This window comes from Mycolicibacterium austroafricanum, assembly GCF_000612725.1.
GTDB classification, from domain to species: Bacteria; Actinomycetota; Actinomycetes; order Mycobacteriales; family Mycobacteriaceae; genus Mycobacterium; species Mycobacterium austroafricanum.
On the sequence record NZ_HG964450.1, the window covers coordinates 473,429 to 495,748 of the forward strand.

Sequence of the window (22,320 nt, forward strand, 5' to 3'; positions counted from 1 at the left end):
GCTCAGCGCGACAGGCCGAACTTCCTGATCCGCAAGCTGTTCGAGACCACCAGGAACGACGAGAACGCCATCGCGGCACCGGCGATGAGCGGGTTGAGCAGTCCGGCCATCGCCACCGGGATCGCGGCCACGTTGTAGCCGAACGCCCAGACCATGTTCGTCCGGATGGTACGGATCGTCTCACGCGCCAGCCCGAGTGCCAGCGGGACGGCGCCCAGATCGTCGCGCACCAGGATGATGTCGGCGGCGCCGATCGCGACGTCGGTGCCACGGCCGATCGCCAACCCGAGGTCCGCCCTCGCAAGCGCGGGTCCGTCGTTGATGCCGTCCCCGACCATCGCCACGACCCGTCCCTGCGCGCGCAGCGACTCGATGACCTCGACCTTGCCTTCGGGCAGCACATCGGCCACCACCTCGTCGATCCCCACCTGCGCCGCGATCACCTCGGCGGTGCGCGCATTGTCGCCCGTCACCAACATCGTGCGCAGTCCGGCCTCGTGCAGCGCGGCGATCGCGCCCGCAGCCGAGTCCTTGACCGTGTCGGAGATGGTCAGAGCGCCACACACCACGTCGTCAACTGATACGAAAACCACTGTCTCACCCCGAGACTCACCATCCTTGCGGGCGGCGGCGAGGCCGGCGGGCACCACCCGACCCCTCGCGACCCAGGCGGGTCGTCCCACGCAGACGTGCTGGTTGCCGACGGTCCCGGTCACACCATTGCCGGTGTCGGCACGAAAGTCACTGACAGCACGGCAGTTTTCGGCACCGAGGGATGCCAGGACCGCCCGCGCGACGACGTGCTCGGAACCCGACTCGACTGCTGCGGCCAGTTCGAGGATCTCCGCGCTGTCCCATCCGGCGGCGGCGACCACAGCGGTGACGGTGGCCTGGCCGGTGGTCAGGGTGCCGGTCTTGTCGAAGACCACCGTGTCCACGGTGCGGATCGCCTCCAACGCCTGGTGGCCTTTGAGGAAGATTCCGAGCTGGGCGCCGCGACCGGAGGCGACCATCATCGCCGTCGGGGTCGCGAGGCCGAGCGCGCACGGGCAGGCGATGACGACCACCGCCAACGCGGCCGCCACCCCGCGATGGACGTCGCCGGTGGCCGCAATCCAGCCGACGCCGGTGAGCACGGCCAGCGCCAGCACGACGGGGACGAACACCGCCGAGATCCGGTCGGCGAGGCGCTGCGCGTTGGCCTTCTGGGTTTGCGCTTCCTCGACCAGGCGCACCATCGCGGCGAAGTGGGTGTCGGCGCCGACAGCGGCAGCTTCGATGGTCAGGCGGCCGTCGAGCACCGCGGTACCGCCGATGACGTTGCCTCCCGGGACCACGTCCACCGGTTTCGACTCGCCTGTCATCGCGCTCATGTCGACCGCCGCGGAGCCGTCGATCACCAAGCCGTCCGCGGCGATCGTCTGGCCGGGTCGCACGACGAAGCGTTGGCCTTCCTTCAGTTCGGTGGCCGGGATCTCCATCTCGGTGCCGTCCTCCAACAGCACCGACACCGATTTCGCGCCGAGGGCCGCCAGCGCCCGCAGCGCGCTTCCGGCCTTCGATTTGGCGCGTGCCTCGAAGTAGCGGCCGGCCAGGATGAAGACGGTCACCCCGGCGGCGACCTCGAGGTAGATGGAGTCGCTGCCCAGCAGCGCGTCGAGGATTCCGTCGCTGTCCGGGGGACTTACCCCGATGGACGTACCGAAGAACATCGTGTAGGCCGACCACACCGTGGCTGCGGTGACGCCGATGGAGATCAACGTCTCCATGGTGGCCACCCCGTGACGTGCGCTACGCAGCGCCGCGGCGTGGAACGGCCAGGCCGCCCATGTCACGATCGGCGCCGCCAGCGCAGCCAACACCCATTGCCAGCCGGCGAACCGGGTGTCGGGCACCACCGCGAACATCACCGACAGGTCGGCCAGCGGCACGAACAGCACCGCCGCCACCGCCAGCCGGACCATCAAACTGCGGGCGTACCGGGCATCCGGATCGTCGTCGGGCTCGGCAGCCTGCTGCGTGTGGAGTTGGGCGGGATAGCCGGCGTCGGTCACCACGCGGCACAGCTCGGTGGCCCCGACGCCGGCCGGTGCGTCGACGGTGGCGACCCGGGTGGCGAAGTTCACCGACGCGCGGACGCCGTCGACCTTGTTGAGCGTGCGCTCCACGCGGGCCGCGCACGACCCGCACGACATTCCACCGACCTCGAGCTGAAAGCGCTGGATGTCAGTATCGGGGGTGACCGAGGTGGTCAACGTTCATTCCTCACAGTTTCCGGTGGCTTCGATTGTCCAGGCACCACCCGATCACATAGTCGGATCCAGCCGCCGATGAGTTCCCACCCCCCATCGAATAGGGTTCTGCAGGTGACATCAGGCGAAGAAGACCACGTTACCGCGCTGGCGCTGGCCGCCGGTCGCGGTGACGACGCCGCCCTGGAGCAGTTCGTCAAGGCCACCCAGCGCGATGTGTGGCGGTCGGTGGCCTACCTCGGCGACCCGGGCACCGCCGACGACCTCACCCAGGAGACGTATCTGCGGGCGATCGCCTCGCTCCCCCGATTCGCCGGGCGGTCCTCGGCACGCACCTGGCTGCTGTCGATCGCCCGGCGCGTGGTGGTCGACCAGATCCGCCACAACCAGGCACGCCCGCGCACGCAGCACACCACCGACGTCGACGTGATCCTGGAGCGTCATCGCCCGGTCCAAGGATTCGAGAACCTCGTCGAGATCCGCGTCCTCCTCGACGGGCTGGACGAAGACCGCAGGCACGCGTTGCTGCTGACCCAGGTTCTGGGCCTGTCGTACGCCGAGGCGGCTGAGGTGTGCTCGTGCCCGATCGGCACGATCCGCTCCCGTGTGGCACGCGCCCGGGAAGACCTGATGGCCGCGGTGCAGCGCACCGAACGCACCGGCTGACGACTCCCTCTGCATCTTGCCGGAACTTTTCGCCGCGACTTCCGACTAACGCCAGGAAAGCGTTGCCCTCAAGCCGAGGGCGGACCGCTCGGCGTGAGGGGACGACATGGCCAGTCCGGTGACATCGAAGCGACGCGGTGATTCCGCGGTCCTGCGGCGGATGTGGCGACTGCATTTCTGGGTGGCGCTGTTCACCGCACCGATGCTGGTGGTCCTTTCGCTGTCGGGGCTGGTCATCCTCTACACCGGGCCGCTGGATTCCCTGCTGAACCGGTCCCTCGTCCACGTGTCCGCAGGGCCGCAGACGATCCAGTTGGATCGGCAGATCGAGGTCGCGCAGCAACAACTCGGCCCGGACTACACGTTCGACGCCGTGACGCCGCCGGCCTCGCCCGACCGCTCCACCCGCGTCGACTTCCTGGCACCGGGGGCGCTGTCGTACCCAGCCGCCGAAAGCAACCTGACGCAGGTGTTCGTCGACCCCTACACCGGGGAGTATCTGGGACAACGCCAAGCACTGTCAGGACTGATCGGCTTCGCCAACAACATGCATCGGTTGTTCGGCAATGACGGGCCGCAGGTGCATCTGCCGTCGCTCGGTCATCTCATCGACTCCGACGCATATCCCGATGCCACCATTCCCGTCGGAATCGGCAACCTCTGGTTGGAGCTGACCGCCTGCTGGATCCTGGTGCTGTTGGCCAGCGGAATCTACCTGTGGTGGCCACGCGCCATCGAAAGCGCCAAGCCGATGTTCAGAGTGCGGTGGAGCAAGGGCGGTCGGATCCGGTGGCGTGATCTGCACGCCCTGACCGGGGTGGTGATCGCGGTGATCCTGGTCTGCTACATCGTCTCGGGACTCACGTGGTCGCGCTACTGGGGCGAGAACTGGCGGGCCTTCACCGCCACCGTCACCCCCGCCACCGAGGTAGAGGCGGCCTCGACCCCGGCTCAGCTGGGAGACTACGACCGCCTGGGCCGCCGGATCGCGTGGGCGGCCACGGGCGAAGGCATTCCCGAGTCCACTCCGCCGGGCCCGATGGCCGCAACGCTCACCTTCGCCGACGTCGACCGAATCGCCAAGTCCGAGAACATGGTTCCCGGTTATGCGATCATCCCGCCCTCGGACTCGACCGACGGAGGCGAGACGATTTACGGCAGCTACGCAGTGGTCAACGCGTGGCCGCAAAGGCTCTCCGAACAGCGCACGCTCTATCTGAACCAGTTCACCGGCGAGACCATCAACAACGCCACCGCCGAACACAGCGGCGCGCTGGGCGCTGCGACGAGCTTCGGCATCGACATGCACATGGGCAACCAGTTCGGGGTGCTCACCCGGATCATGGCCACGGCCGCCTGCCTGGGCATCTTCGTCATGATCGGTACCGGGCTGGCGATGTGGTGGAAGCGTCGACCGTCCGGGAAAACCGGTGTGCCCGGCCCCGCGAGCCCGGCCATCCGAGCCGACACTCCCGCGCGGGCCAAGGTCGCGATCGCGCTCATCGCCGTCGTCGTGGGCGTGATCTATCCGGTCTTCGGCGTCTCGCTGCTGCTGGTGCTCGCGGTCGAAGCCCTGTTGGATGCCCGGCGCGCCAACCGATCCGACGGCGAAGCGGCTGAGGTCTCGCTGCCGGAGACCATCGGTGACTCCGACGGTGACGAGGTGCCGGTGGGAGCGCTTCACTAGGTCAGCCGGAGATCGAAAGGCGAAGCGGCGCAGCTGAAGTAAACGTCAGTCCGGTGCCGCATCCTGGCGGGAAACCGTCATCGCGATGGTCTGGAGAATCTCCTGCGCACTCTTGCCGACAGCAGGCCGGACAAGTTGACCAGCCCGACCGTCAACGCCGGAGCGCCCTGGCGTGCAACAGGTCGTCGTCGCGGTCATCGATCCACGCGGTCATGACGTCGATGGCGCATTGGGTCTTTTCGTCATCGGCCATTGTGATTGACCACTCTCGGTTGCTGACTGGTCGGTCGGCGGGTGCCGCCGCAACGGACACTCCGAGCCAATACTTTAGCAAATGAACACGTGTCTGGATAGACAGGTATCGTGGGAAGCCCGGGGCACCGCGATATGCGTCGGGTGCGGCGCGCCCACCCGAAGATCAGAGAGGACCTTCATGGCCGAGTACACGCTGCCTGACCTGGACTACGACTACGGCGCGCTGGAGCCCCACATCTCGGGACAGATCAACGAGATTCACCACAGCAAGCACCACGCCACCTACGTCAAAGGCCTCAACGACGCCCTCGCCAAGCTCGAAGAGGCACGCGCCAACGGCGATCACGGTGCGATCTTCCTGAACGAGAAGAATTTGGCATTCCATCTCGGCGGGCATGTGAACCACACGATCTGGTGGAAAAACCTGTCCCCCAACGGCGGAGACAAACCCACCGGCGAGCTCGCCGCCGCCATCGATGACCAGTTCGGCTCGTTCGACAACTTCCGGGCGCAGTTCACCGCGGCCGCCAACGGGTTGCAGGGCTCCGGGTGGGCGGTGCTGGGCTACGACACCCTCGGCGATCGACTGCTGACGTTCCAGCTGTACGACCAGCAGGCCAACGTGCCGCTCGGCATCATCCCGCTGCTGCAGGTGGACATGTGGGAGCACGCGTACTACCTGCAGTACAAGAACGTGAAGGCCGACTACGTCAAGGCGTTCTGGAACGTCGTCAACTGGCAGGACGTACAGAGCCGTTTCGTCGCCGCCATCGGCAAGGGCCAGGGCCTTATCTTCTGAATCTTCGGTAGCCTTCCGCAAGCTCGCCGCATGATGGAGGCATGCAACTGCCGCAATGGCTGGCGCGGTTCAACCGGCATGTCACCAACCCGATCCAGCGTCTGTGGGCGGGGTGGGCCCCGACGATGGGCATCCTCGAACACGCCGGGCGGAAGTCCGGTAGGCGCTACCGCACACCCCTGACTGTGTTCTCGACCACCGACGGCGTCGCGGTCCTCCTGACCTACGGTCCGGACCGGGACTGGCTGAAGAACATCGTGGCCGCGGGCGGCGGCACCATGCGCCGCTACGGGAGGACATTCCCCGTCGTCAATCCGCGGGTGATGACGAAGGCCGAGGCGGCGCCGTCGGTGACCGGGTGGATGCGGCCGTTGTTCGGGCTGCTGCCGTTCGAACAGGCGGTACTCCTCGATCGGGGTTGATCAGCGACGCGGGGTGACACGCGCCCTGATCGGCCCCTTGGCGACCGTGGTCAACGGCACCTCACACTCGAAATCGTCGTCGAGCGACTCGATCCGGCAGGCCCGGACCACCGTGGCGAGCGCCAGCGTGGTCTCCAGCCGGGCGAAGTGTTCCCCGATGCAGGGCCGCCCGCCACCGAGGAACGGCAGGAACTGCCAGCGGTCGCGGGCCTGGACGTTCTCCGGGCTGAACCTGTCCGGGTCGAAGGCCATCGGCTCCGGCCACAGGGTCGGGTCGTGGTGCAGCGCGTACAGCCCGAGCGCGACCAGGCTGCCGGCTTCCACCCGGTAACCGTCCACCGCGAAGTCTCGGGTCACCAGCCGCGCCACGCCGGCGGCGGGCGGGCACAGCCGCACCGACTCGTGCAGCACCTGGACGGTGTATTCGAGCGCGGGCACGTCGTCGGGCGTCAGCTCGCGGTCACCGATCGCGGCGGCCTCCGCCGCGACGCGATCCTGGATGTCGGGATGGTGCCCGAGCACCCACAGCGCGTGTGTCAGCGCCGTCGCGGTGGTGTCATGGCCGGCCAGCATGAAGATCAGCAGGTCGTTGGAGATCTCCTCATCGGTCAGCGGTCGGCCGGTCTCCGGGTCGGTGGCGGCCATCAGCGCCTGCACCAGCGGGGCGTCGCGCGTCGGGTCGCACCGACACGCCTTGACCATCTCATCGGTGATCACGCGCATGGCGTCCACTGCCCTACGGGCCCGCCGTCGCGCCGGGGTGGGCAGCCAGCGCGGCGCCCGCACCGGTCGCAACGCCCGGTCGGCGGTATAGGACGAGGCGACATGCATGCATCGGGCGATGGTCTCGCCGCGTTCGTTCAGATCGACGCCCAGCACCGAACGGCCCAGCGACTGCATGGCGACTCTGCGGCACTCGGCGTCGAGGTCGACCTCGCCGCCGTCGGGCCATCGGTCGACGAAAGCCTGTGCGGCCTTGGACATGTGGCCACCGAAGGCGCGCACGCCGAACTTGGTGAACACCGGCGCCAGAGCCCGCTTGCGGGGCCGCCACTGTTCGTTGGGCAACACCCACAGACTGTCGCCGGCCATCTCCTGCACCTGCTCGTGGATGATGCAGCGATCCGATGAGGCGTCGTTGCGCCCCAACACATCCCGCATCCCGGCGGGTGACATCACCGCCACGATCGGGGGCATGAGCTTCCTCGGCCCCAGTTGGATGCGGGTGATCGGGCCGCCGGCGTCGCGGATCACCTCCTGGCCGGTGTCGAGTCGCCGGACCAACTGCACCAACTTCCACAGTGGCAGCGGGTTGCGCGGGACCAGCGACAGTGAGGCCACGTCGGGCGGAGCGGCGGTGTCGCGGGTTGTCATGACGCGTGCCAATTCTGGACTACGCCCGCACCTTCGGTCATCACGGTGCCGGGCATCACGCGCAGCCGGTAGGGAGCCAGTCGCAACACGGCGAACTGGTCGGAGGTCGGCCCGTCCTTCCAGAACGGGATGATCGACGGGTCGTATCCGACCGGGGGCGGCGCGGCGGCGAACTTCTGCCACACCGCGGTGCGGGTGTCGTCGTCGGAGTACCACTCGACCAGGCATTCGGCGCTGCAGGTGTCGTGGGTGGGGGTCCAGTAACTCACGGACACGTCGGGGTGGACCGCCAGGTGCGCCCGCTTGATCGGGCTGGGGACCGTCGCCACCCAGCCGAAGAGGTCGGTGCCGTCCCATTCCCAGTACGGATGCAGGATGCGGCTGCGCGGTTTGCTGTCCGCGTCGACCGTGGCCACGGAGGCCCAGACGATGGAATGTGCCATCTCCACGAACGACGGCGCGATCCGGTTGAGGGGTGTCACACGTGCCAGACTAGGCAAGCGGACGGCCTTTCGGTGCCGCGGTCACTCCTCGAGTTTCCTGCGGAACTCCTCAGTGTTGCGGTACTCGACATTTCCCTCGTCGGCCGTGGTCTCGATGTTGCCTTTGTCCTTGTCGTCGACCCAGTCGGTGACGGACGTGCCCGCGACCGTGCCGCCGCTGCCGGGCAGCGTCGTGGTCTGCAGATCGTCGGAGTAGGCCTTGGCCATCTGTTTGGCCTTCTCGCGGTGCTCGTCGGTGACGTCGGGCTTCCCGGTGAGTTGCTGGTTCTGGGCGTCTGTGTTCTCGGCCATGCGCAACGGCTGCCCGAAACTGTGAGCCACGAAACACCACCGCTCATGCCGGAACCGTCCGCAGCGCCGCGGGCAGGCTGGGCAGGAAGTGTTGACGAGCGAACGCGCGGATGTCGTCGCTGGTCTCCAGCGGCTGCGCGCTGGGCAGCAGCAACACCATCGCGGCGTAGCGCAGGATGCAGTCGGCGAGCTCGTCGACGGCAGCCGGGCCGATTCGCTCGGCGAAACCGGGCGGGAAGATCACCCGCAAGGCCGCGGCCATCCGGTCGATCGCAGCACGGTGGTAGCGGGCGGCGAGCTCGAGGACGAGTCCGGGTTCGTCGACGATCATCTGGTGCAGCACCCGGTGCCCGCGGAACTTCAGGATCGACAGCGTGAACGCTTCGACGTAGTAATTCGACTGGGGCCCAGCACCTTTGAGTTCGGCAGCGATGTCGGCGAAGAGCTGGGTGTTCTCCCGTTCGATGACGGCGCCCACCAACTCGTCCTTGTTGGCGAAGCGCCGGTAGATCGTGGTGCGACTGACCCCGGCGCGGCGCGCCACGTCGTCGAGCGCGACGCGGCGGAAGCCGTGCCGTTCGAACTCGACGACGGCGGCGTCGAGAATGTGCTCGGTCGCGTCAGCCCCGCGCATAGCCCTTGACGGCGTAGCCGCTGTAGCGCACCCGCATCGGCAGATGATCCCAGATCCAGTTCACCGGGCGTGACCGCCAGATCGCCGCGAAGCGTTGGTAGCGGCGTTCCTGCTTGTCGGTCCAGGGCAGGCCCAGCAACATCCGCGCCCGCGGCGGCAGTCCGCCCGTGGTCAGGAACGCCGCCAGCGGGTTGAACACCGGGGCGACCAGCCGCCACACCAGCGGATGCACCGCCTTGGGTTTCGGGAAGCCCTTGGTCACGTAGCCGACGCCGTACTTCGCCGACGGGTGCGCGACGAGGACCTGGTCCATCATCCGGTCCCAGTACTGCTCGAATTCGGCGTAGGTGGCCGGCATCGGGCGGTCGCTGACGCCGTAACGGCGGTACCAGGTCTTCGACTCCATCCAGATCTGCTCACGCTCGGCGTCGGTCAGCCGCTTCACGAACGTGTCGGCGAAGTAGTAGATCTGCTCGACGAACGTGGCGTGCGCCCAGAAGTACGTCTCGGGGTCGAGCGCGTGGTAGCGCGCTCCGGCGGCACCGTCGGCGCCGGGCATCTCACCCTTGACGTGGTGGTGGAAGTCGCGCACCTGTAGGCCGGCGTTGTCCTCGTCGGACCCGTAGACGGTGTTGAAGATCGGCGGGATGGTGCGCTTGAGCCGCTCGGCGGTGTCGGCGAAGAACGTCGAGTGGTCGTACACGCCCTGGCCGAGCTCGGCCAGCATGTTCTGCAGCACCGCGGGCCGTGGTCCGATCAGAAACATTCGGTTGTCACCGAAGTATTTCCAGACCAGCGACTGCGGCCCCAGCGGAAGCGCGTCATCGAGGTGTTCGGTCTGCTGCGCCAACTCAGTCATGGGCAACAGTGTTACAGATTCTGCACTTTGTACCAAAGGTGCTGTGAGCAGGCTCACTGCACGTGCTTACGGATCACCCACCCCGCGACCAGATATCCGAGCACACCGCTGTACACGGCCTTGACCAGCATCAGCGCGGTCAGTGACGCCGTCGCGACGCCAACGGTCTGCAACAGCCACGCCACCGCGACGCTCACCGCGGCAGCGGCCGCGCCCAGCCCCAACCCCGTCAGCCAGCCGCGCTGCGGCGGCCGCCGCACGCCGAGCCGGCCCGCCCGCGCCTCACGGCGCACCCCCCGCGCCGCGAACGCGCCGACCAGCGTCGCCAGGATCAACGATGTGATGACGAAATTGACCACCAGGCCGTTGACACCCCAGACCGGCTGGACCGGCTTGTGCCGGCTGGTCAACCAGTCGATGGCCGGGTTGAGGACCAGGTTGACCAACCCGGCGATGGTCGCCTGCGTCCGCAGGTAGCCGCCGACGGTGGAGCTGGGCGCGGCCACGCTCAGGTCCCGCCGGCGGTCTGGTCGCACGGAACACCGCCTGCGCATCTCCGCTGGCGAATGCGACGCGGCGCTGCCGGGCCACCTCCTGCAGATAGCCCTCCACGCGGTCCGGGGACTCGGCGTAGGACCGCCAGAGTTCGCGGGGCTTCTCGGGAAACGCGATGATGCCCTCGCCCGCGGCCACCCCCGCCAGGATCAGGCGCGCCGCCTCCTCGGCCGGTATCGAGTCCTCCGGCGGTGCCGCGTCGACCGGCCGGCCCAGGATCGGCGTGCCGAAGATTCGGCTGACGACGTTGCCGGGACACACCACCGACACCCGGATCCCGTCGGCGGCCAGTTCGTAGCGCAGACTTTCGGACAACCCGACCACGCCGTATTTGGTTGTGCAGTAAAGCGATTGATAGGGAAACGGCACCAGCCCGGCCAGCGAGGCGGTGTTGACGATGTGGCCGCTGCCCTGGCGCACCATGATCGGCACCGCGGCGTGCACACCGTAGATCACGCCCCACAAATTCAGATCGACGATGCGCCGCCACTGTTCGAGGGTCGCCGCGCCGATGGGCATCGTCCCGCCCACCCCGGCGTTGTTGAACAGAAAGTCCAAAGAGCCGTGCGCGGTGGCGGCCCCCTCGACCAGCGCCTGCACCGCCTCCTCAACGGTGACGTCGACGGCGGCCGAGTGCACCCGGCCGCCGTGCATGCTCAACCCCTCGGCGACGGTCTTGAGCCGGTCGGCGTCGAAGTCAGCGAGCACCACGGTGGCACCGTGGTCCAGCAGAGCCGTGCCGACCGCCAGCCCGATACCCGACGCTGCGCCGGTGACGACGCAGACCTTTCCCCGAAAATGATTGCTCACCATGCCAACTCCCGTGCTGGTCGACCCGGATGATCTGGCTGCCGACGGTGACCCGGCATCTGATAGCCGGCGTTCTCAGCGAACTGGAACACACTCCCCATCAAAGAGAACGCGGCACCGCCGAACTAGAGACTATGGTCCCCAGTCGCGGGCGAGCGTCGCCGCAGACCCGATATGCCCAGCACGGTCAGCACGCCGGCCACCGTCGCCAGCAGCAGCGACAACGTCAGCAACGGCGCGTTGTAGACCACGGAGGTGGTCTCCGGCTCACCGTCGAGGACCGGGGCCACCGTCACCGTGGCGCTCGCGGCCAGCCAGCTCAGCACGCTGCCGACTCCGGCCAGCACTGCCACGCCGAGCTGGACGATAACCTTCACGGGGCCGGCTCCGGGGGGATGCGTTCCTCGATCAGGTTGGTCAGCGCGGCCCGCAGCTGCTGGTGCTTACGCGCCCACGCCTGCGCGGTGCGGTCGTTGGTCAGCCGCAGGCCGATGCCGGTGCGTCCGCGCGGGACCCCGGTGAGCTCGCCCAGCGCCCGCGCATACTGCCATTTCGGCGTCTCCGAGCCGGTGGCTTCGGGATAGACGCGCACGATCTCGTCGGTCAGCGTGATCTCGGTGCCCTGCCTCAACTTCTCGGTGGTCAGCTCCACCGACGTGTGAATGCGGGCCGCCTTGACCTGAATGGCCAGGAACAGCGAGACGAGCACGAAGAAGATCCCTGGCACCACCCACTGGATGCCGTAGCCGGCCGACAGCTGGATCATCGCCATCGCGCCTCCGGCGGCCGGGCCTGCCAGCACCCACAACCAGCTGGCGCCCTGCTCGTAGAACAGCACCTCCGGCTGGGTTCCGGCGGGTTGGGTGTCGGTGGGCTCGGTCACGGCAGGTCCTTCTGTTGAAACCAGAGTCGCGCCGAGGGCTGAACGAACAGCAGCGCGCCGATCAGGACCGGCAACAGTCCGAGCAGGATCAGCGGCTGGGCCACCCCGACGCCGATGGCGAGCATCCCGATGACGACCACCGCGGCGAACCCCAGGGCCAGCGTGGCAAGCCGGAACCGGGCGTCACCTCGTCGCGCGCGCCCTGCCAGGAATGCCAGCGCCCCGGCCACCAGCACCGCGCCGATACCGCTGTACCGGTAGATGGTCAGGTAGCTGCGCACCTGCTCGTCGGACACGGTCGGCGGGATCGCCGACCGTGCGGCGTCGTAGGTCGCGGTCAGCGCCATCAGACCGCCGACGATCATGATGACCGCGCCGGCGATGAAGCACCAGAACGCAATGTCGACGATGCGTGGCCTGCTGGATGGCGTCGGGGCGGTCATGGTCGGGTCAGCGTAACCAATCAGCGCATGAAGAACTCATGGGAGTCCTTGCGGTGCAGCAGGTACACCCCGCCGGCGATCAGCACGGAACCGATGATCACCGGAGCGGCATAGGCCATCGCCGCCGCCGCAGGCCGCTCCACGGTGAACAGGTTGGACAACGAGTACACCACCGCTGCGATCGCACCACCGGTCAACAGCGTGCGCGCCCAGCGGTAGCCCTGCCGCATCAGGAACATGAATGTCAGCACCATCGCCACCAGGACCCCGACGAACACCAGCGACAGCGCCAGGATCAGGCCGACGGGGTGTGCTCGCGTGATGAGCAGGTCGACGACGTAGCCGATCGTCAGCAGTGGCAGCGCCACCACCCACAGCCAGAATGCGGTGTCGACGTCCTCAGGTCTGCCCGGCTGCTCGCGGGAATCGGTCACGACAGCCAACGGGCCACGTCGACGGCCCAGTAGGACAGCGCGATGTCGGCACCGGCACGCCGGATTCCTTCCAGGGACTCCAACACCACGGTGGGCAGGTCGATCCAGCCCCTCTCCCCGGCCGCGGCGATCATCGAGTACTCGCCCGACACCTGATAGGCGGCCACCGGAACCGGCGAGATGTCCGCGGCGGCCCGCACCACGTCGAGGTAGGCCATCGCCGGCTTGACCATCACGATGTCGGCACCCTCGTCGATGTCGAGTTGGATCTCGTGCAGCGCCTCACGCGCGTTACCGGGGTCCTGCTGGTAGGTGCGCCGATCGCCCTGCAGGCTGGACCCGACCGCCTCCCGGAAAGGTCCGTAGAACCCCGACGCGAACTTCGCGGCGTACGCCAGGATCGCGGTCTCGCTGTACCCGGCGGCGTCGAGGCCGTCGCGGATCGCGGCGACCTGACCATCCATCATCCCGCTCGGACCGACCATGTGGGCACCCGAATTCGCTTGGGCCACCGCCAGTTCGACGTAACGTCGGTTGGTCAGGTCGTTGTCGACCCGGCCGGTGGGGTCCAGCACCCCGCAGTGCCCGTGGTCGGTGAACTCGTCGAGGCAGGTGTCGGCCATCAGCACGGTGCTGTCGCCGAGGTCCTTGGCCAGATCCCGCAGCGCCCGATTGAGGATGCCATCGGGATCGACACCGGTGCTGCCGGTGGGGTCCTTGTCCTCTTCCCGGGGAACACCGAACAGCATCAACCCGCCGACGCCTGCCTCCACCGCATCGGCGGCGGCCCGGCGCAACGAATCGCGGGTGTGCTGCACCACCCCGGGCATCGATTCGACGGCTCGGGGTTCGTCCAAGCCGTCGGCGACGAACATCGGCAACACCAGGTGCCTTGGCTCCAGCGATGTCTGGGCGACCAGCCGGCGCATCGCCGGGGTGGTCCGCAGCCTCCTGGGCCGGTGTCGAGGAAAGGCCATTGTCTACCTTCCGCGAAATTGCATTCCAGCAGAAAAAGTTCGAGTGCCGTCCTGCTGGAATGCAATTTCGGCGAGTTCTCAGCGGCGGCGGCTCTTCTTCCGCGGCGGCGGCAACGCACCCTCGGCGCGCAGCCTGGCGGCGTGCTCGGCCAACGCCTCCACCAGCGGTCCCACCGCGGCGACCTCCGGCTGCACGTCCACCCGCAGCCCGAACTCCGCGGCGGTCTCGGCGGTCTTCGGTCCGATGCAGGCCACGATGGTGCGGGCGTGCGGCTTACCCGCGATACCGACCAGGTTGCGCACCGTCGAACTCGATGTGAAGCACACCGCGTCGAAGCCACCGGTCTTGATCATCTCGCGGGTCTGCGCCGGCGGCGGTGCCGCGCGCACCGTGCGGTAAGCGGTGACGTCCTCGATCTCCCAGCCGCGCTCGCGCAGACCTTCGGCCAGCGTTTCGGTGGCGATGTCGGCGCGCGGCAACAGCACCCGGTTCACCGGATCGAAGATGTCGTCATACGGCGGAAACTCATCAAGCAGGCCCAGAGACGACTGCTCGCCCGTGGGCACCAGCTCGGGGTTGATCCCGAAGGCGCGCACCCGTTCTGCCGTCGCCTGACCGACGCAGGCGATCTTCACGCCGGAGAATGCGCGAGCGTCCAGGCCGAACTCGTTGAACTTCTCCCACACCGCGCGCACGGCGTTGGTGGAGGTGAACACCACCCACTGGAACCGGCCGTCTACCAATCCCTTGACGGCCCTTTCCATCTGGGCCGGGCTGCGCGGCGGCTCGACCGCGATGGTCGGCACCTCGATGGGCAGCGCGCCGTGGCCGACGAGGCGGTCGCTCATCTCACCCGCCTGATCCTTGGTGCGCGGCACCAGCACGGTCCACCCATACAGTGCCCTGCTCTCCCACCAGTTCAGCTTCGCGCGGTGGGCGACGGTGCGACCGAGGGTGACCACCAGCGTCCCGGTCAGCGGGCCTGCGGGTTCGGTGACGGCCGGCTTGTCCAGCACCGCCTTGTCGAGCAGCCCACCAAGGGTGGTCTCGACGGAACGCTGCTGGCAGGTGGTGCCGTTGGCGGTGACCACGGCCGGCGTGGAGTCGGCGAGGCCGTACTCGATCAGCGTGCGTGCCGCCTCCGGCAGGTGCGACGCCGTGGCGTGCAGGATCAGCGGTCCCGGTGCGGCGGCCAGCGCCGCCCAGTCGACATTGGGATCGCGGACGTCGGCGACGGTGTGCGACGAGCCCAGCGGCAAACCCGCGTAGGTGGGCACCGCCGAGGTACCGGGCAGTCCCGGCACGATCTCGAAGTTCAGCTGGGTCTTGGCCAGCGCGTTGATCTCGGTGATCACCGAGTCGATCGACAGCGGATCTCCGGCGACCAGCCGGACCACGTCGACCCCGGTACGAGCCTCGGTGGCCAGTGTCTTCGCGACCTCGGCCGGATCGCCCAGGGCGGGACGCACGTCGGGTCCACCCGGGATGACCGCATCTTCGGCGGCCTTGCCGCCCTCGACCGGCTTATCCTGCGCGTCGGCGTCCTTGACCACCGCGTCGGCGGGTTTCGCGGCCGCGCCGGCGGCGGCAGGGGGCAGCGGCCCCGACGGCGGCGGCAGCTCGGAACCCACCAGTTCCAGCACCGCTTCAGGCACGTCGGGATCGGTGAACACCAGGGCGGCGTGAGCCAACACCGCCCGCGCCCGCGTCGTCAGCAGGCCCGGATCCCCGGGCCCGGAGCCGACGAACGTGATGCGGCCGGGCTTGCCCTTGCGTCCTCGCAAGCTCATCTGTCTCTCCCGCCTTCGTCCAACAGGTCACGCGCTCCCAGCTCGAACAGCTCCTCGGCCACCGAGAGCCCCAGCTCCCGGGCCCGATCGGGTGTCCCGATGCCGGTCGCGCGGATCACGTCGGATCCGTCCAGCGTCGCCACGCAGCCGCGCAGCGACAGCTCTTCGAAGACGCGGCCGTCCTCATCGATAGACTCGACCACCTCGGCGATCGCGCCCACCGGTGCGGAGCAACCCGCCTCCAGTTCGGCCAGCAGGGTTCGCTCTGCGGTGATCGCCGCGCGCGTGTCAGCGTCATCGAATTGCGACAACACCTGCGCAAGCGCCGTATCACCGGCGCGGCACTCGACTGCCAGAGCTCCCTGCGCAGGCGCCGGCAACATCTGTACCGGCTCCAACGCCTCGGTCACCGCGTCGAGGCGGCCGATGCGGGCCAATCCCGCTCTGGCCACCACGATGGCGTCGAGTTCACCGCTGCTTACCCTGTTCAACCTGGTATCTAGGTTGCCTCTTAGGGGGCGGATTTCCAAACCGAGACCCAGTGCTCTAAGCTGTGCGGCCCGCCGCGGGGAGGACGTGCCGATCACCGAGCCGGCCGGCAACTCCCCGAGCACCAGGCCGTCGCGGGCCACCAGCGCGTCCCGGGCGTCTTCGCGCACCGGTGTGGCGGCGATCGTGAAGCGCGGGTCGGGCGCCGTCGGCAAATCCTTGTACGAGTGCACGGCGGCGTCGACGAGGCCGTCGGCGATGGCCTCCCGCAGGGCGGCGGTGAAGACCCCCACACCGATCTCGGCGATGGGTGCGTCGGCGCGTTGGTCCCCTTCCGTGGAGACGATCACCAACTCGGCGTCGTGCCCGGCGGCGATCAGGGCATCGCGCACGGTTCCGGCTTGGGTGGTGGCCAGCAGGCTTCCCCGGGTGCCGATTCGAATCACGTATTGGCTTTCGGCGGGCCGAGCGTCACTCGGTCATATCGAGATCGATGGCAAGGGAACCCATTTCGTCGCCTCCGGCGAGGGGACCCAATTCAGTGCCGGCGACCGCGTCGACCGCGTGCTGATCGAGTTCGAACAACTCGCGCAGCGCCTCGGCGTAGCTGTCGCCGCCCGGTGCGCCCGCGAGTTGTTTGACCCGCACCGTCGGCGCGTGCAGGAGCTTGTCGACGACCCGGCGAACCGTGTTGGCGACCTCGTCGCGGTGTGCGGCGTCCAGCCCCGGCAACCGGTTGTCCAGCCTGAGCAACTCGGCCTCGACGACATCGGCAGCGCGCTGACGAAGCGCGGTGACGGTCGGGGTGACCTCGGCCATGCGTTGCCCGGCCAGGTACTTGGCGACTTCCGCCGCCACGATCGTGCGGGCCGCGTCGGCATCGGTGGCCGCGGCCCTGGCCGTCGGCTCCCGCAGGATGCGCTCCATGTCGACCACGAACACACCCGGCAGGCCGGCGACCGCAGGGTCGACGTCGCGCGGCATGCCCAGATCGCAGATGACCAGTTCCTTGGGCTCCCGGACGTGGGCCAGCCCGCGGTGCACATCAGCGAGCGAGACCACCGGCCGGACCGCGCCGGTGCAGGTGACGACGATGTCGGCGTCGGTGAGCAGCGGGGGCAGGTGGTCGAACGGGAAAGCCTCGGCGGTGATGCCGTAGCTGCGGACGTTCTCGGCGAGCTTGGCGGCCCGGGGCAGCGTCCTGTTCACCACGTGGATGCGTTCGACCCCGGCGCGCATCAGCTGCTTGGCGGCCAGCGCGCCCATGGATCCGGCGCCGACCAGCACCGCGCTGCGGCCGGCCAGGGACCCGACCTTCTTCTCCGCGGTGTCGAGGGCCACCGACACCACCGAGGCGCCTGCGGCGTCGATCCCGGTCTCGGAATGGACCCGCTTGCCCACGGCCAGCGCCCGCTGCGACAGCTCGTGAAGCGTGCGACCCACGGTGTGGTTGGCCTCGGCGGAGGCGTAGGCGCGGCGGACCTGGCCGAGCACCTGCTGTTCGCCGATCACGGCGGAATCCAGCCCGCCGGCCACGGAGAACAGGTGCTCGACGGCCGCCTCGGCGTAGCGCACGTAGGCGTACTTCGTCAGATCCTGCAGTGACATGCCGGAGTGCTCGGACAGCACCTGCCCGATGACCGAGAGGCCGCCGTGGAACGCCTCGACCACGGCGTAGATCTCGACTCGGTTGCAGGTGGAGAGCACCATCGCCTCGGTGACCAGCGAGGACTGCAGCACCTGGTCGATGAGCTTGGCCTGATCGGACTCGTCCGCGCTCAGTTGCTCCAGAACGGACACCGGCGCGCTGCGGTGCGAAACCCCGAAGAGCAGGACGCTCATGGCTCCCTCACCACGATCAGCACGGCTTCAAAGGTAGTCGTTAACCAGCTGGCCCACCAAATTTGCTCCATCGGTGCCGAAATTGCATTCCACGCGGTAAAAGTCCAAGTTGACGCGCGTGGAATGCAATTTCGGCGGGGAACCTCAGGCGAGGTCGTCGCGCAGCCTGGCTTCGTCGACTTCCCAGTAACTGTGTTCGGCACCGTCGAGCAGCACCACCGGAAGCCGGTCCCCGTACTCGGCCCGCAGTCCGGCATCGCCCGCGGCGGCGGCCGCGTCGACATCCGTCACCGTCAAGGCGAAACCCAGTTCTGCGGCCAGCTCGGCCAGCCGCGTGGCCACGGCCGAACACATCGGGCAGCCCTCCCGGGTCAGCAACTCCACCTGTCGATCCACCCCGCCAGTATCCCGGGCAGGTGCCCTAGTGTTGTAGCCGTGTCCGATACCGGGGGAATCGAGGTCGGTTCCGGCAGCCGGGCGCAGGAACTCGCCGGTGAGGTCAGCGCCGAGGTCGCCGCGGAAGGGCTTGCCCAACCGCTGGACGACGTCGCCGGCCCGCCGCCGCCGCCGCCCGATCTGACCGCGGCCGCGTTCTTCGACGTCGACAACACGCTGGTGCACGGGTCGTCGCTGGTGCACTTCGCCAGGGGCCTGGCCGCCCGCGAGTACTTCACCTATCAGGACCTGGCCCGCTTCGCCCTGGCGCAGGCCAAGTTCCAGTTGACAGGCCGGGAGAACAGTGACGACGTCGCCGCGGGCCGGCGCAAGGCGCTGGCGTTCATCGAGGGACGGTCGACGGCCGAGCTGGTCGCGCTCGGCGAGCAGATCTACGACGAGATCATCGCCGACAAGATCTGGCCGGGCACCAGGGCGCTGGCGCAGATGCACCTCGACGCCGGCCAACAGGTTTGGCTGGTCACGGCGACGCCCTACGAGCTGGCCGACACCATCGCCCGCCGGCTGGGTCTGACCGGCGCGCTGGGCACCGTGGCCGAGTCCATCGACGGGGTGTTCACCGGCCGGCTCGTGGGCGACATCCTGCACGGCACCGGCAAGGCGCACGCGGTGCGCTCGCTGGCGATCCGCGAGGGACTGAACCTGCGCCGCTGCACCGCCTACTCGGACAGCTTCAACGACGTGCCGATGCTGTCGCTGGTCGGCACCGCGGTGGCCATCAACCCCGACGCCGACCTGCGCGACCTGGCCCGGGAGCGGGGCTGGGAGATCCGCGATTTCCGCACCGCCCGTAAGGCCGCCCGCATCGGGGTGCCGTCCGCGCTGGCGCTGGGCGCTGTCGGCGGCGCGCTGGCCGCCGCGGTGTCCCGCCGGGAGAAGAAGTAGCCGCCGATTCGACCGCTGGTAGGCTCGCGCCGCTCCCGGCAGAAACGGAAAGACTTGGCATGGCCATCGCAGAAGAGATCATCGGAACCCACTACCGGTATCCCGACTACTTCGCGGTAGACCGCGAGAAGATCCGCGAGTTCGCCCGCGCCGTCAAGGACGAGCATCCGGCGCACTACTCCGAAGAGGCGGCCAAGGAGTACGGCTACGACGCCCTGGTCGCATCGCTGACGTTCCTCGCGGTGGCCGGCCGCCGCGTGCAGGAGGAGATCTTCAACCAGTTCGATCTTCCGATCAACATGGAGCGGGTGTTGCACCGCGACCAGAAGCTGATCTTCCACCGGCCGATCCTGGCCGGCGACAAGCTGTGGTTCGACTCCTACCTCGACTCGGTGACCGAATCGCACGGCGCGGTGCTCACCGAGATCCGCGGCGAGGTCACCGACGACAACGGCGAACCGGTGATCACCAGCATCGTCACGGTGATGGGCGAAGCCGAATCGGACACCGAAGCCGACGAGCTGACCGCCCAGATCGCCGCGAAGCGGGACGCCGCAGCGCTGTCGAAGTTCGTTGCTGGGCAAAGCCCTCAAGCGGACTGAGCGGGACGGTCAGCCGAAGAAGGTGTTCCTGCGGTTGGCCAGCAGCTGGTACAGCGTTTGCTGGATGGTCTCGCGCACCTGGTCGGTCAGATCGAAGGTGACCATCGGATCGTCGGCGGCGGATTCGTCGTAGTCCGCGGTGTCGATGGGCTCACCGAACTGGATGTACCACTTGGACGGCAGCGGCACCACGCCCAACGGCCCAGCCAGCGGGAACAGCGGTGTGACCGGGAAGTACGGCAGCCCGAGCAGCCGGGCCAGCAGCTTCACGTCGGCCATCATCGGGTAGATCTCCTCGGACCCGACGATGGAGCACGGCACGATCGGCGCCTTGGTGCGCAACGCGGCGGACACGAACCCGCCGCGGCCGAACCTCTGCAGCTTGTAGCGGTCCTTGAACCGCTTGCCCAGACCCTTGTAACCCTCGGGGAACACGGCGGTCAGTTCCCCGGCGGACAGCAGGCGGTGGGCGTCGTCGGTGCAGGCCATGGTGTGGCCCGCCTTGCGGGCGGCCTGTCCGACCATCGGCATGTCGAACACCATGTCGGCGGCCAGCAGGCGCAGATCGCGGTGCGCGGGGTGCTTGTCCCGAACGGCCACCTGCGTCATCAACCCGTCGAACGGCAGCACGCCGGCGTGGTTGGCCACAACGAGCGCCGCACCCGTCTCCGGCAGGTTCTCGATACCGCTCACCTCGACCCGGAACCACGAGTTGAAGAACACCCTCAGCAAAGGCAGAAAGATTGCGTTGGTGAGGTGGGGATCGAAGCCGAACTCGTCGACGGTGTACTCACCGGTCATCCGCTTGCGGATGAACTCGGAAACCGCGGCGATGCGCTGCGCAAGCTCATTGGGTGCCGCGCCCTCGAGGCCGGAGCCGGCCCCCTGGCCGCGATGCTGATCGATCTCGCGGACGACGGCGGCGATCTGGTCGGCCGATGCGCGACTTCCGGAATCGGCCAGCACTGACGGATGTCTGCGCGCAGCGTCGGCACGCTGAGAGGCGGCGCGCCGCTGGGCCGCACCGCGACCCGAATTCGCGTGCAGTGGAATGACTTTCGCTTTGGGCTCGCCCGCCAACGTCGTTTCCCTCCCCCCCAAGTTCCCCCAGTGTCGTCTCGAGACGGAAGTTTACCGTCCCCAGCGCTGCGCCGCCGCGACCGCGCGATTCTCCACCGACCGGATCCAGTCGGGGTCCACGATCGGTGTCAGGCCACGGCCGCGCACATAGTCGTCGAAGGCTTCCGCCGTCGTCCACTTCGGCGTGTAGCCCAGCTCGGTGCGCATCCTGGTGGTGTCCATGACGCGGCCGTAGCTGAGGTAGTCGAGCTGCTCTCGATCCAGTTCGGTGTTACGGGTGGCGCGCCACAGCGAATCCACCGCCACCAACACCGAACGCGGAACGGGCAGCGCCAGCCGCCCCGACCGCCGGATCGCCTGGCTCATCATGATGACCCCGGACGCCCCCACGTTGAACGTGCCCGCCTTGCCCGCCATCGTCGCGCGCTCCAGCACACCGAGCGCGTCCTGCTCGTGCAGCAACTGCAGGCGCGGATCGTGCCCGATGATCGTCGGCACGACCGGACCCGCCAGATACCGCGACAGCGCCGTGTCCATGGCAGGGCCGATCATGTTGGCCAACCGCAGGATCGTCACCGCGATATCGGGTCGGCGCCGGCCCAGGCCACGCGCGTAACCCTCGATGTCGATGCTGTCCCTGGCGAAACCCTCACCGGGCGGCCTGCGGCGGCTGCTGCTCTCGGAGAACAGCACCGGGTCCCGTGAACTGGACCCGTACACCTCCGACGTCGACTTGAGGATCACCCGCCGCACCGAAGGCGCCTTCTGGCAGGCCGCGAACAGCTGAATCGCGCCCATCACGTTCAGTTCCTTCAGCGTCGCGCGGCCGCCCGACCTGGGCGCGTACGACGCCGCCGCGGCGTGCACGACGGTGTCGACGTCACCGTTGCGGATGACCTTGGCGATGAAGGGGTTGCGGATGTCGGCCCGGACGAACTCCGCGCGACCCATCCTGCGCAGCAGATCCTTGCTCGGCGCGATCGCGTCGACCGCGATCACGTGATTGATCAAGGGGTTCTGCGCCAGCCGTGCGGTCAGGTATCCACCCAGGAACCGGCACGCGCCGATGACCAGCACGACCTTCGGGTAGTTCAGATCGTCACGGGTGTCCGAGCCGTCGGCCCCGGAACGGCCTCCAGACCGGGCCTCGGAATCCATCCAGACAGCCTAGCGGCGGGGCGGAGGGCCTACTTGCCGAGTTTTCTGCGCTGCACCCGGGTGCGACGAAGCAGCTTGCGGTGCTTCTTCTTCGACATGCGCTTGCGCCGCTTCTTGATGACAGAACCCATGAACTCCGCTACCTAGATGTGTGTGTAGATCCGTCGGATCTC

General features: G+C 68.2%; 26 protein-coding genes. 6 read left to right on the forward strand and 20 right to left on the reverse strand.

Going from position 1 to position 22,320, the window contains the following annotated elements:
* Window positions 1-2: 2 nt before the first annotated feature.
* Window positions 3-2,255 carry a heavy metal translocating P-type ATPase gene (locus BN976_RS02275; protein ID WP_036367604.1) on the reverse strand — a complete coding sequence of 751 codons (2,253 nt, stop codon included), beginning with the start codon at window positions 2,253-2,255 and terminating at the stop codon, window positions 3-5.
* Window positions 2,256-2,330: 75 nt separating this feature from the next.
* On the opposite strand from BN976_RS02275, the gene sigC reads away from it, so the two are divergent.
* From sigC to BN976_RS02295, 4 genes are all read left to right on the forward strand, one after another.
* Window positions 2,331-2,918: an RNA polymerase sigma factor SigC gene (sigC, locus tag BN976_RS02280; RefSeq protein ID WP_199558879.1), complete on the forward strand. Its 588-nt coding sequence runs from the start codon at window positions 2,331-2,333 to the stop codon at window positions 2,916-2,918.
* Window positions 2,919-3,024: 106 nt separating this feature from the next.
* Window positions 3,025-4,605 (forward strand): PepSY-associated TM helix domain-containing protein, encoded by a 1,581-nt coding sequence (locus BN976_RS02285; RefSeq protein WP_084182176.1) that lies wholly within the window; start codon window positions 3,025-3,027, stop codon window positions 4,603-4,605.
* Between the two features lie 433 nt (window positions 4,606-5,038).
* Window positions 5,039-5,659: a superoxide dismutase gene (locus BN976_RS02290; RefSeq protein ID WP_036367608.1), complete on the forward strand. Its 621-nt coding sequence runs from the start codon at window positions 5,039-5,041 to the stop codon at window positions 5,657-5,659.
* Between the two features lie 41 nt (window positions 5,660-5,700).
* On the forward strand, window positions 5,701-6,081 hold the full coding sequence (locus BN976_RS02295; protein ID WP_036367610.1) for a nitroreductase family deazaflavin-dependent oxidoreductase: 381 nt from the start codon (window positions 5,701-5,703) through the stop codon (window positions 6,079-6,081).
* Here the strand turns inward: BN976_RS02295 and BN976_RS02300 are convergent, their stop codons facing one another.
* From BN976_RS02300 to BN976_RS02375, 16 genes are all read right to left on the reverse strand, one after another.
* Entirely contained in the window at window positions 6,082-7,455 is a 1,374-nt protein-coding gene (locus BN976_RS02300) for a cytochrome P450 (protein WP_036367612.1), read from the reverse strand. It lies immediately after the preceding gene.
* Window positions 7,452-7,937 carry a pyridoxamine 5'-phosphate oxidase family protein gene (locus tag BN976_RS02305; RefSeq protein ID WP_036367614.1) on the reverse strand — a complete coding sequence of 162 codons (486 nt, stop codon included), beginning with the start codon at window positions 7,935-7,937 and terminating at the stop codon, window positions 7,452-7,454. The genes BN976_RS02300 and BN976_RS02305 overlap by 4 nt, the downstream gene beginning before the upstream one ends.
* A 42-nt stretch (window positions 7,938-7,979) precedes the next feature.
* Entirely contained in the window at window positions 7,980-8,249 is a 270-nt protein-coding gene (locus BN976_RS02310) for a hypothetical protein (protein ID WP_235621950.1), read from the reverse strand.
* A gap of 43 nt (window positions 8,250-8,292) precedes the next feature.
* Window positions 8,293-8,883 carry a TetR/AcrR family transcriptional regulator gene (locus BN976_RS02315; protein ID WP_036367618.1) on the reverse strand — a complete coding sequence of 197 codons (591 nt, stop codon included), beginning with the start codon at window positions 8,881-8,883 and terminating at the stop codon, window positions 8,293-8,295.
* Window positions 8,870-9,742, reverse strand: coding sequence for an oxygenase MpaB family protein (locus BN976_RS02320; RefSeq protein ID WP_036367620.1), 873 nt, complete (start codon window positions 9,740-9,742; stop codon window positions 8,870-8,872). Before BN976_RS02320 ends, BN976_RS02315 begins: the two co-directional genes overlap by 14 nt.
* A gap of 53 nt (window positions 9,743-9,795) precedes the next feature.
* On the reverse strand, window positions 9,796-10,077 hold the full coding sequence (locus BN976_RS34255) for a hypothetical protein (protein WP_235621951.1): 282 nt from the start codon (window positions 10,075-10,077) through the stop codon (window positions 9,796-9,798).
* Window positions 10,025-11,110: an SDR family oxidoreductase gene (locus tag BN976_RS02330; RefSeq protein ID WP_235621952.1), complete on the reverse strand. Its 1,086-nt coding sequence runs from the start codon at window positions 11,108-11,110 to the stop codon at window positions 10,025-10,027. The genes BN976_RS34255 and BN976_RS02330 overlap by 53 nt, the downstream gene beginning before the upstream one ends.
* Window positions 11,111-11,232: 122 nt before the next feature.
* Window positions 11,233-11,484 (reverse strand): hypothetical protein, encoded by a 252-nt coding sequence (locus tag BN976_RS02335; protein ID WP_036367622.1) that lies wholly within the window; start codon window positions 11,482-11,484, stop codon window positions 11,233-11,235.
* Window positions 11,481-11,990, reverse strand: a complete 510-nt coding sequence (locus BN976_RS02340; RefSeq protein ID WP_036367624.1) for a transport-regulating membrane protein Mce1N — start codon at window positions 11,988-11,990, stop codon at window positions 11,481-11,483. The genes BN976_RS02335 and BN976_RS02340 overlap by 4 nt, the downstream gene beginning before the upstream one ends.
* On the reverse strand, window positions 11,987-12,433 hold the full coding sequence (locus BN976_RS02345) for a hypothetical protein (RefSeq protein WP_036367625.1): 447 nt from the start codon (window positions 12,431-12,433) through the stop codon (window positions 11,987-11,989). Before BN976_RS02345 ends, BN976_RS02340 begins: the two co-directional genes overlap by 4 nt.
* A 20-nt stretch (window positions 12,434-12,453) precedes the next feature.
* Window positions 12,454-12,867, reverse strand: a complete 414-nt coding sequence (locus tag BN976_RS02350; RefSeq protein ID WP_036367627.1) for a hypothetical protein — start codon at window positions 12,865-12,867, stop codon at window positions 12,454-12,456.
* Window positions 12,864-13,844 (reverse strand): porphobilinogen synthase, encoded by a 981-nt coding sequence (hemB, locus tag BN976_RS02355; RefSeq protein ID WP_036367629.1) that lies wholly within the window; start codon window positions 13,842-13,844, stop codon window positions 12,864-12,866. Before hemB ends, BN976_RS02350 begins: the two co-directional genes overlap by 4 nt.
* Window positions 13,845-13,922: 78 nt before the next feature.
* Complete coding sequence (locus BN976_RS02360) at window positions 13,923-15,635, reverse strand: bifunctional uroporphyrinogen-III C-methyltransferase/uroporphyrinogen-III synthase (RefSeq protein WP_036367631.1); 1,713 nt, start codon at window positions 15,633-15,635, stop codon at window positions 13,923-13,925.
* Window positions 15,632-16,570 carry a hydroxymethylbilane synthase gene (gene hemC, locus BN976_RS02365; protein WP_036367633.1) on the reverse strand — a complete coding sequence of 313 codons (939 nt, stop codon included), beginning with the start codon at window positions 16,568-16,570 and terminating at the stop codon, window positions 15,632-15,634. The genes BN976_RS02360 and hemC overlap by 4 nt, the downstream gene beginning before the upstream one ends.
* A gap of 25 nt (window positions 16,571-16,595) precedes the next feature.
* Window positions 16,596-17,966 (reverse strand): glutamyl-tRNA reductase, encoded by a 1,371-nt coding sequence (locus BN976_RS02370; protein ID WP_036367635.1) that lies wholly within the window; start codon window positions 17,964-17,966, stop codon window positions 16,596-16,598.
* A 144-nt stretch (window positions 17,967-18,110) separates the two neighbouring features.
* Window positions 18,111-18,362 carry a glutaredoxin family protein gene (locus BN976_RS02375; protein ID WP_036367637.1) on the reverse strand — a complete coding sequence of 84 codons (252 nt, stop codon included), beginning with the start codon at window positions 18,360-18,362 and terminating at the stop codon, window positions 18,111-18,113.
* 39 nt (window positions 18,363-18,401) lie between these two features.
* On the opposite strand from BN976_RS02375, the gene BN976_RS02380 reads away from it, so the two are divergent.
* Together BN976_RS02380 and BN976_RS02385 are read left to right on the forward strand one after the other, a co-directional pair.
* Window positions 18,402-19,307, forward strand: coding sequence for an HAD family hydrolase (locus BN976_RS02380; RefSeq protein WP_036367640.1), 906 nt, complete (start codon window positions 18,402-18,404; stop codon window positions 19,305-19,307).
* A gap of 59 nt (window positions 19,308-19,366) precedes the next feature.
* Window positions 19,367-19,909, forward strand: a complete 543-nt coding sequence (locus BN976_RS02385) for an FAS1-like dehydratase domain-containing protein (protein WP_036367641.1) — start codon at window positions 19,367-19,369, stop codon at window positions 19,907-19,909.
* Window positions 19,910-19,918: 9 nt separating this feature from the next.
* Here BN976_RS02385 and BN976_RS02390 read toward each other — a convergent pair whose 3' ends face one another.
* Genes BN976_RS02390 through BN976_RS32350 form a run of 3 tightly spaced genes read right to left on the reverse strand, consistent with a single transcriptional unit; the run spans window position 19,919 to window position 22,278 of the window.
* Entirely contained in the window at window positions 19,919-20,989 is a 1,071-nt protein-coding gene (locus BN976_RS02390; protein WP_011778114.1) for a lysophospholipid acyltransferase family protein, read from the reverse strand.
* A gap of 51 nt (window positions 20,990-21,040) precedes the next feature.
* Window positions 21,041-22,147: an SDR family oxidoreductase gene (locus BN976_RS02395; RefSeq protein WP_036367643.1), complete on the reverse strand. Its 1,107-nt coding sequence runs from the start codon at window positions 22,145-22,147 to the stop codon at window positions 21,041-21,043.
* A gap of 29 nt (window positions 22,148-22,176) precedes the next feature.
* Window positions 22,177-22,278: a 30S ribosomal protein bS22 gene (locus BN976_RS32350; protein ID WP_003402602.1), complete on the reverse strand. Its 102-nt coding sequence runs from the start codon at window positions 22,276-22,278 to the stop codon at window positions 22,177-22,179.
* Window positions 22,279-22,320: the final 42 nt, after the last annotated feature.

Coding starts and splice junctions, on each gene's coding strand:
- sigC (WP_199558879.1), top strand. CDS start 2,331: ATGAGTTCCCACCCCCCATCGAATAGGGTTCTGCAGGTGACATCAGGC.
- BN976_RS02285 (WP_084182176.1), top strand. CDS start 3,025: ATGGCCAGTCCGGTGACATCGAAGCGACGCGGTGATTCCGCGGTCCTG.
- BN976_RS02290 (WP_036367608.1), top strand. CDS start 5,039: ATGGCCGAGTACACGCTGCCTGACCTGGACTACGACTACGGCGCGCTG.
- BN976_RS02295 (WP_036367610.1), top strand. CDS start 5,701: ATGCAACTGCCGCAATGGCTGGCGCGGTTCAACCGGCATGTCACCAAC.
- BN976_RS02300 (WP_036367612.1), bottom strand. CDS start 7,455: ATGACAACCCGCGACACCGCCGCTCCGCCCGACGTGGCCTCACTGTCG.
- BN976_RS02310 (WP_235621950.1), bottom strand. CDS start 8,249: ATGGCCGAGAACACAGACGCCCAGAACCAGCAACTCACCGGGAAGCCC.
- BN976_RS02315 (WP_036367618.1), bottom strand. CDS start 8,883: ATGCGCGGGGCTGACGCGACCGAGCACATTCTCGACGCCGCCGTCGTC.
- BN976_RS02320 (WP_036367620.1), bottom strand. CDS start 9,742: ATGACTGAGTTGGCGCAGCAGACCGAACACCTCGATGACGCGCTTCCG.
- BN976_RS02330 (WP_235621952.1), bottom strand. CDS start 11,110: ATGGTGAGCAATCATTTTCGGGGAAAGGTCTGCGTCGTCACCGGCGCA.
- BN976_RS02345 (WP_036367625.1), bottom strand. CDS start 12,433: ATGACCGCCCCGACGCCATCCAGCAGGCCACGCATCGTCGACATTGCG.
- hemB (WP_036367629.1), bottom strand. CDS start 13,844: ATGGCCTTTCCTCGACACCGGCCCAGGAGGCTGCGGACCACCCCGGCG.
- BN976_RS02360 (WP_036367631.1), bottom strand. CDS start 15,635: ATGAGCTTGCGAGGACGCAAGGGCAAGCCCGGCCGCATCACGTTCGTC.
- BN976_RS02370 (WP_036367635.1), bottom strand. CDS start 17,966: ATGAGCGTCCTGCTCTTCGGGGTTTCGCACCGCAGCGCGCCGGTGTCC.
- BN976_RS02385 (WP_036367641.1), top strand. CDS start 19,367: ATGGCCATCGCAGAAGAGATCATCGGAACCCACTACCGGTATCCCGAC.
- BN976_RS02395 (WP_036367643.1), bottom strand. CDS start 22,147: ATGGATTCCGAGGCCCGGTCTGGAGGCCGTTCCGGGGCCGACGGCTCG.
- BN976_RS32350 (WP_003402602.1), bottom strand. CDS start 22,278: ATGGGTTCTGTCATCAAGAAGCGGCGCAAGCGCATGTCGAAGAAGAAG.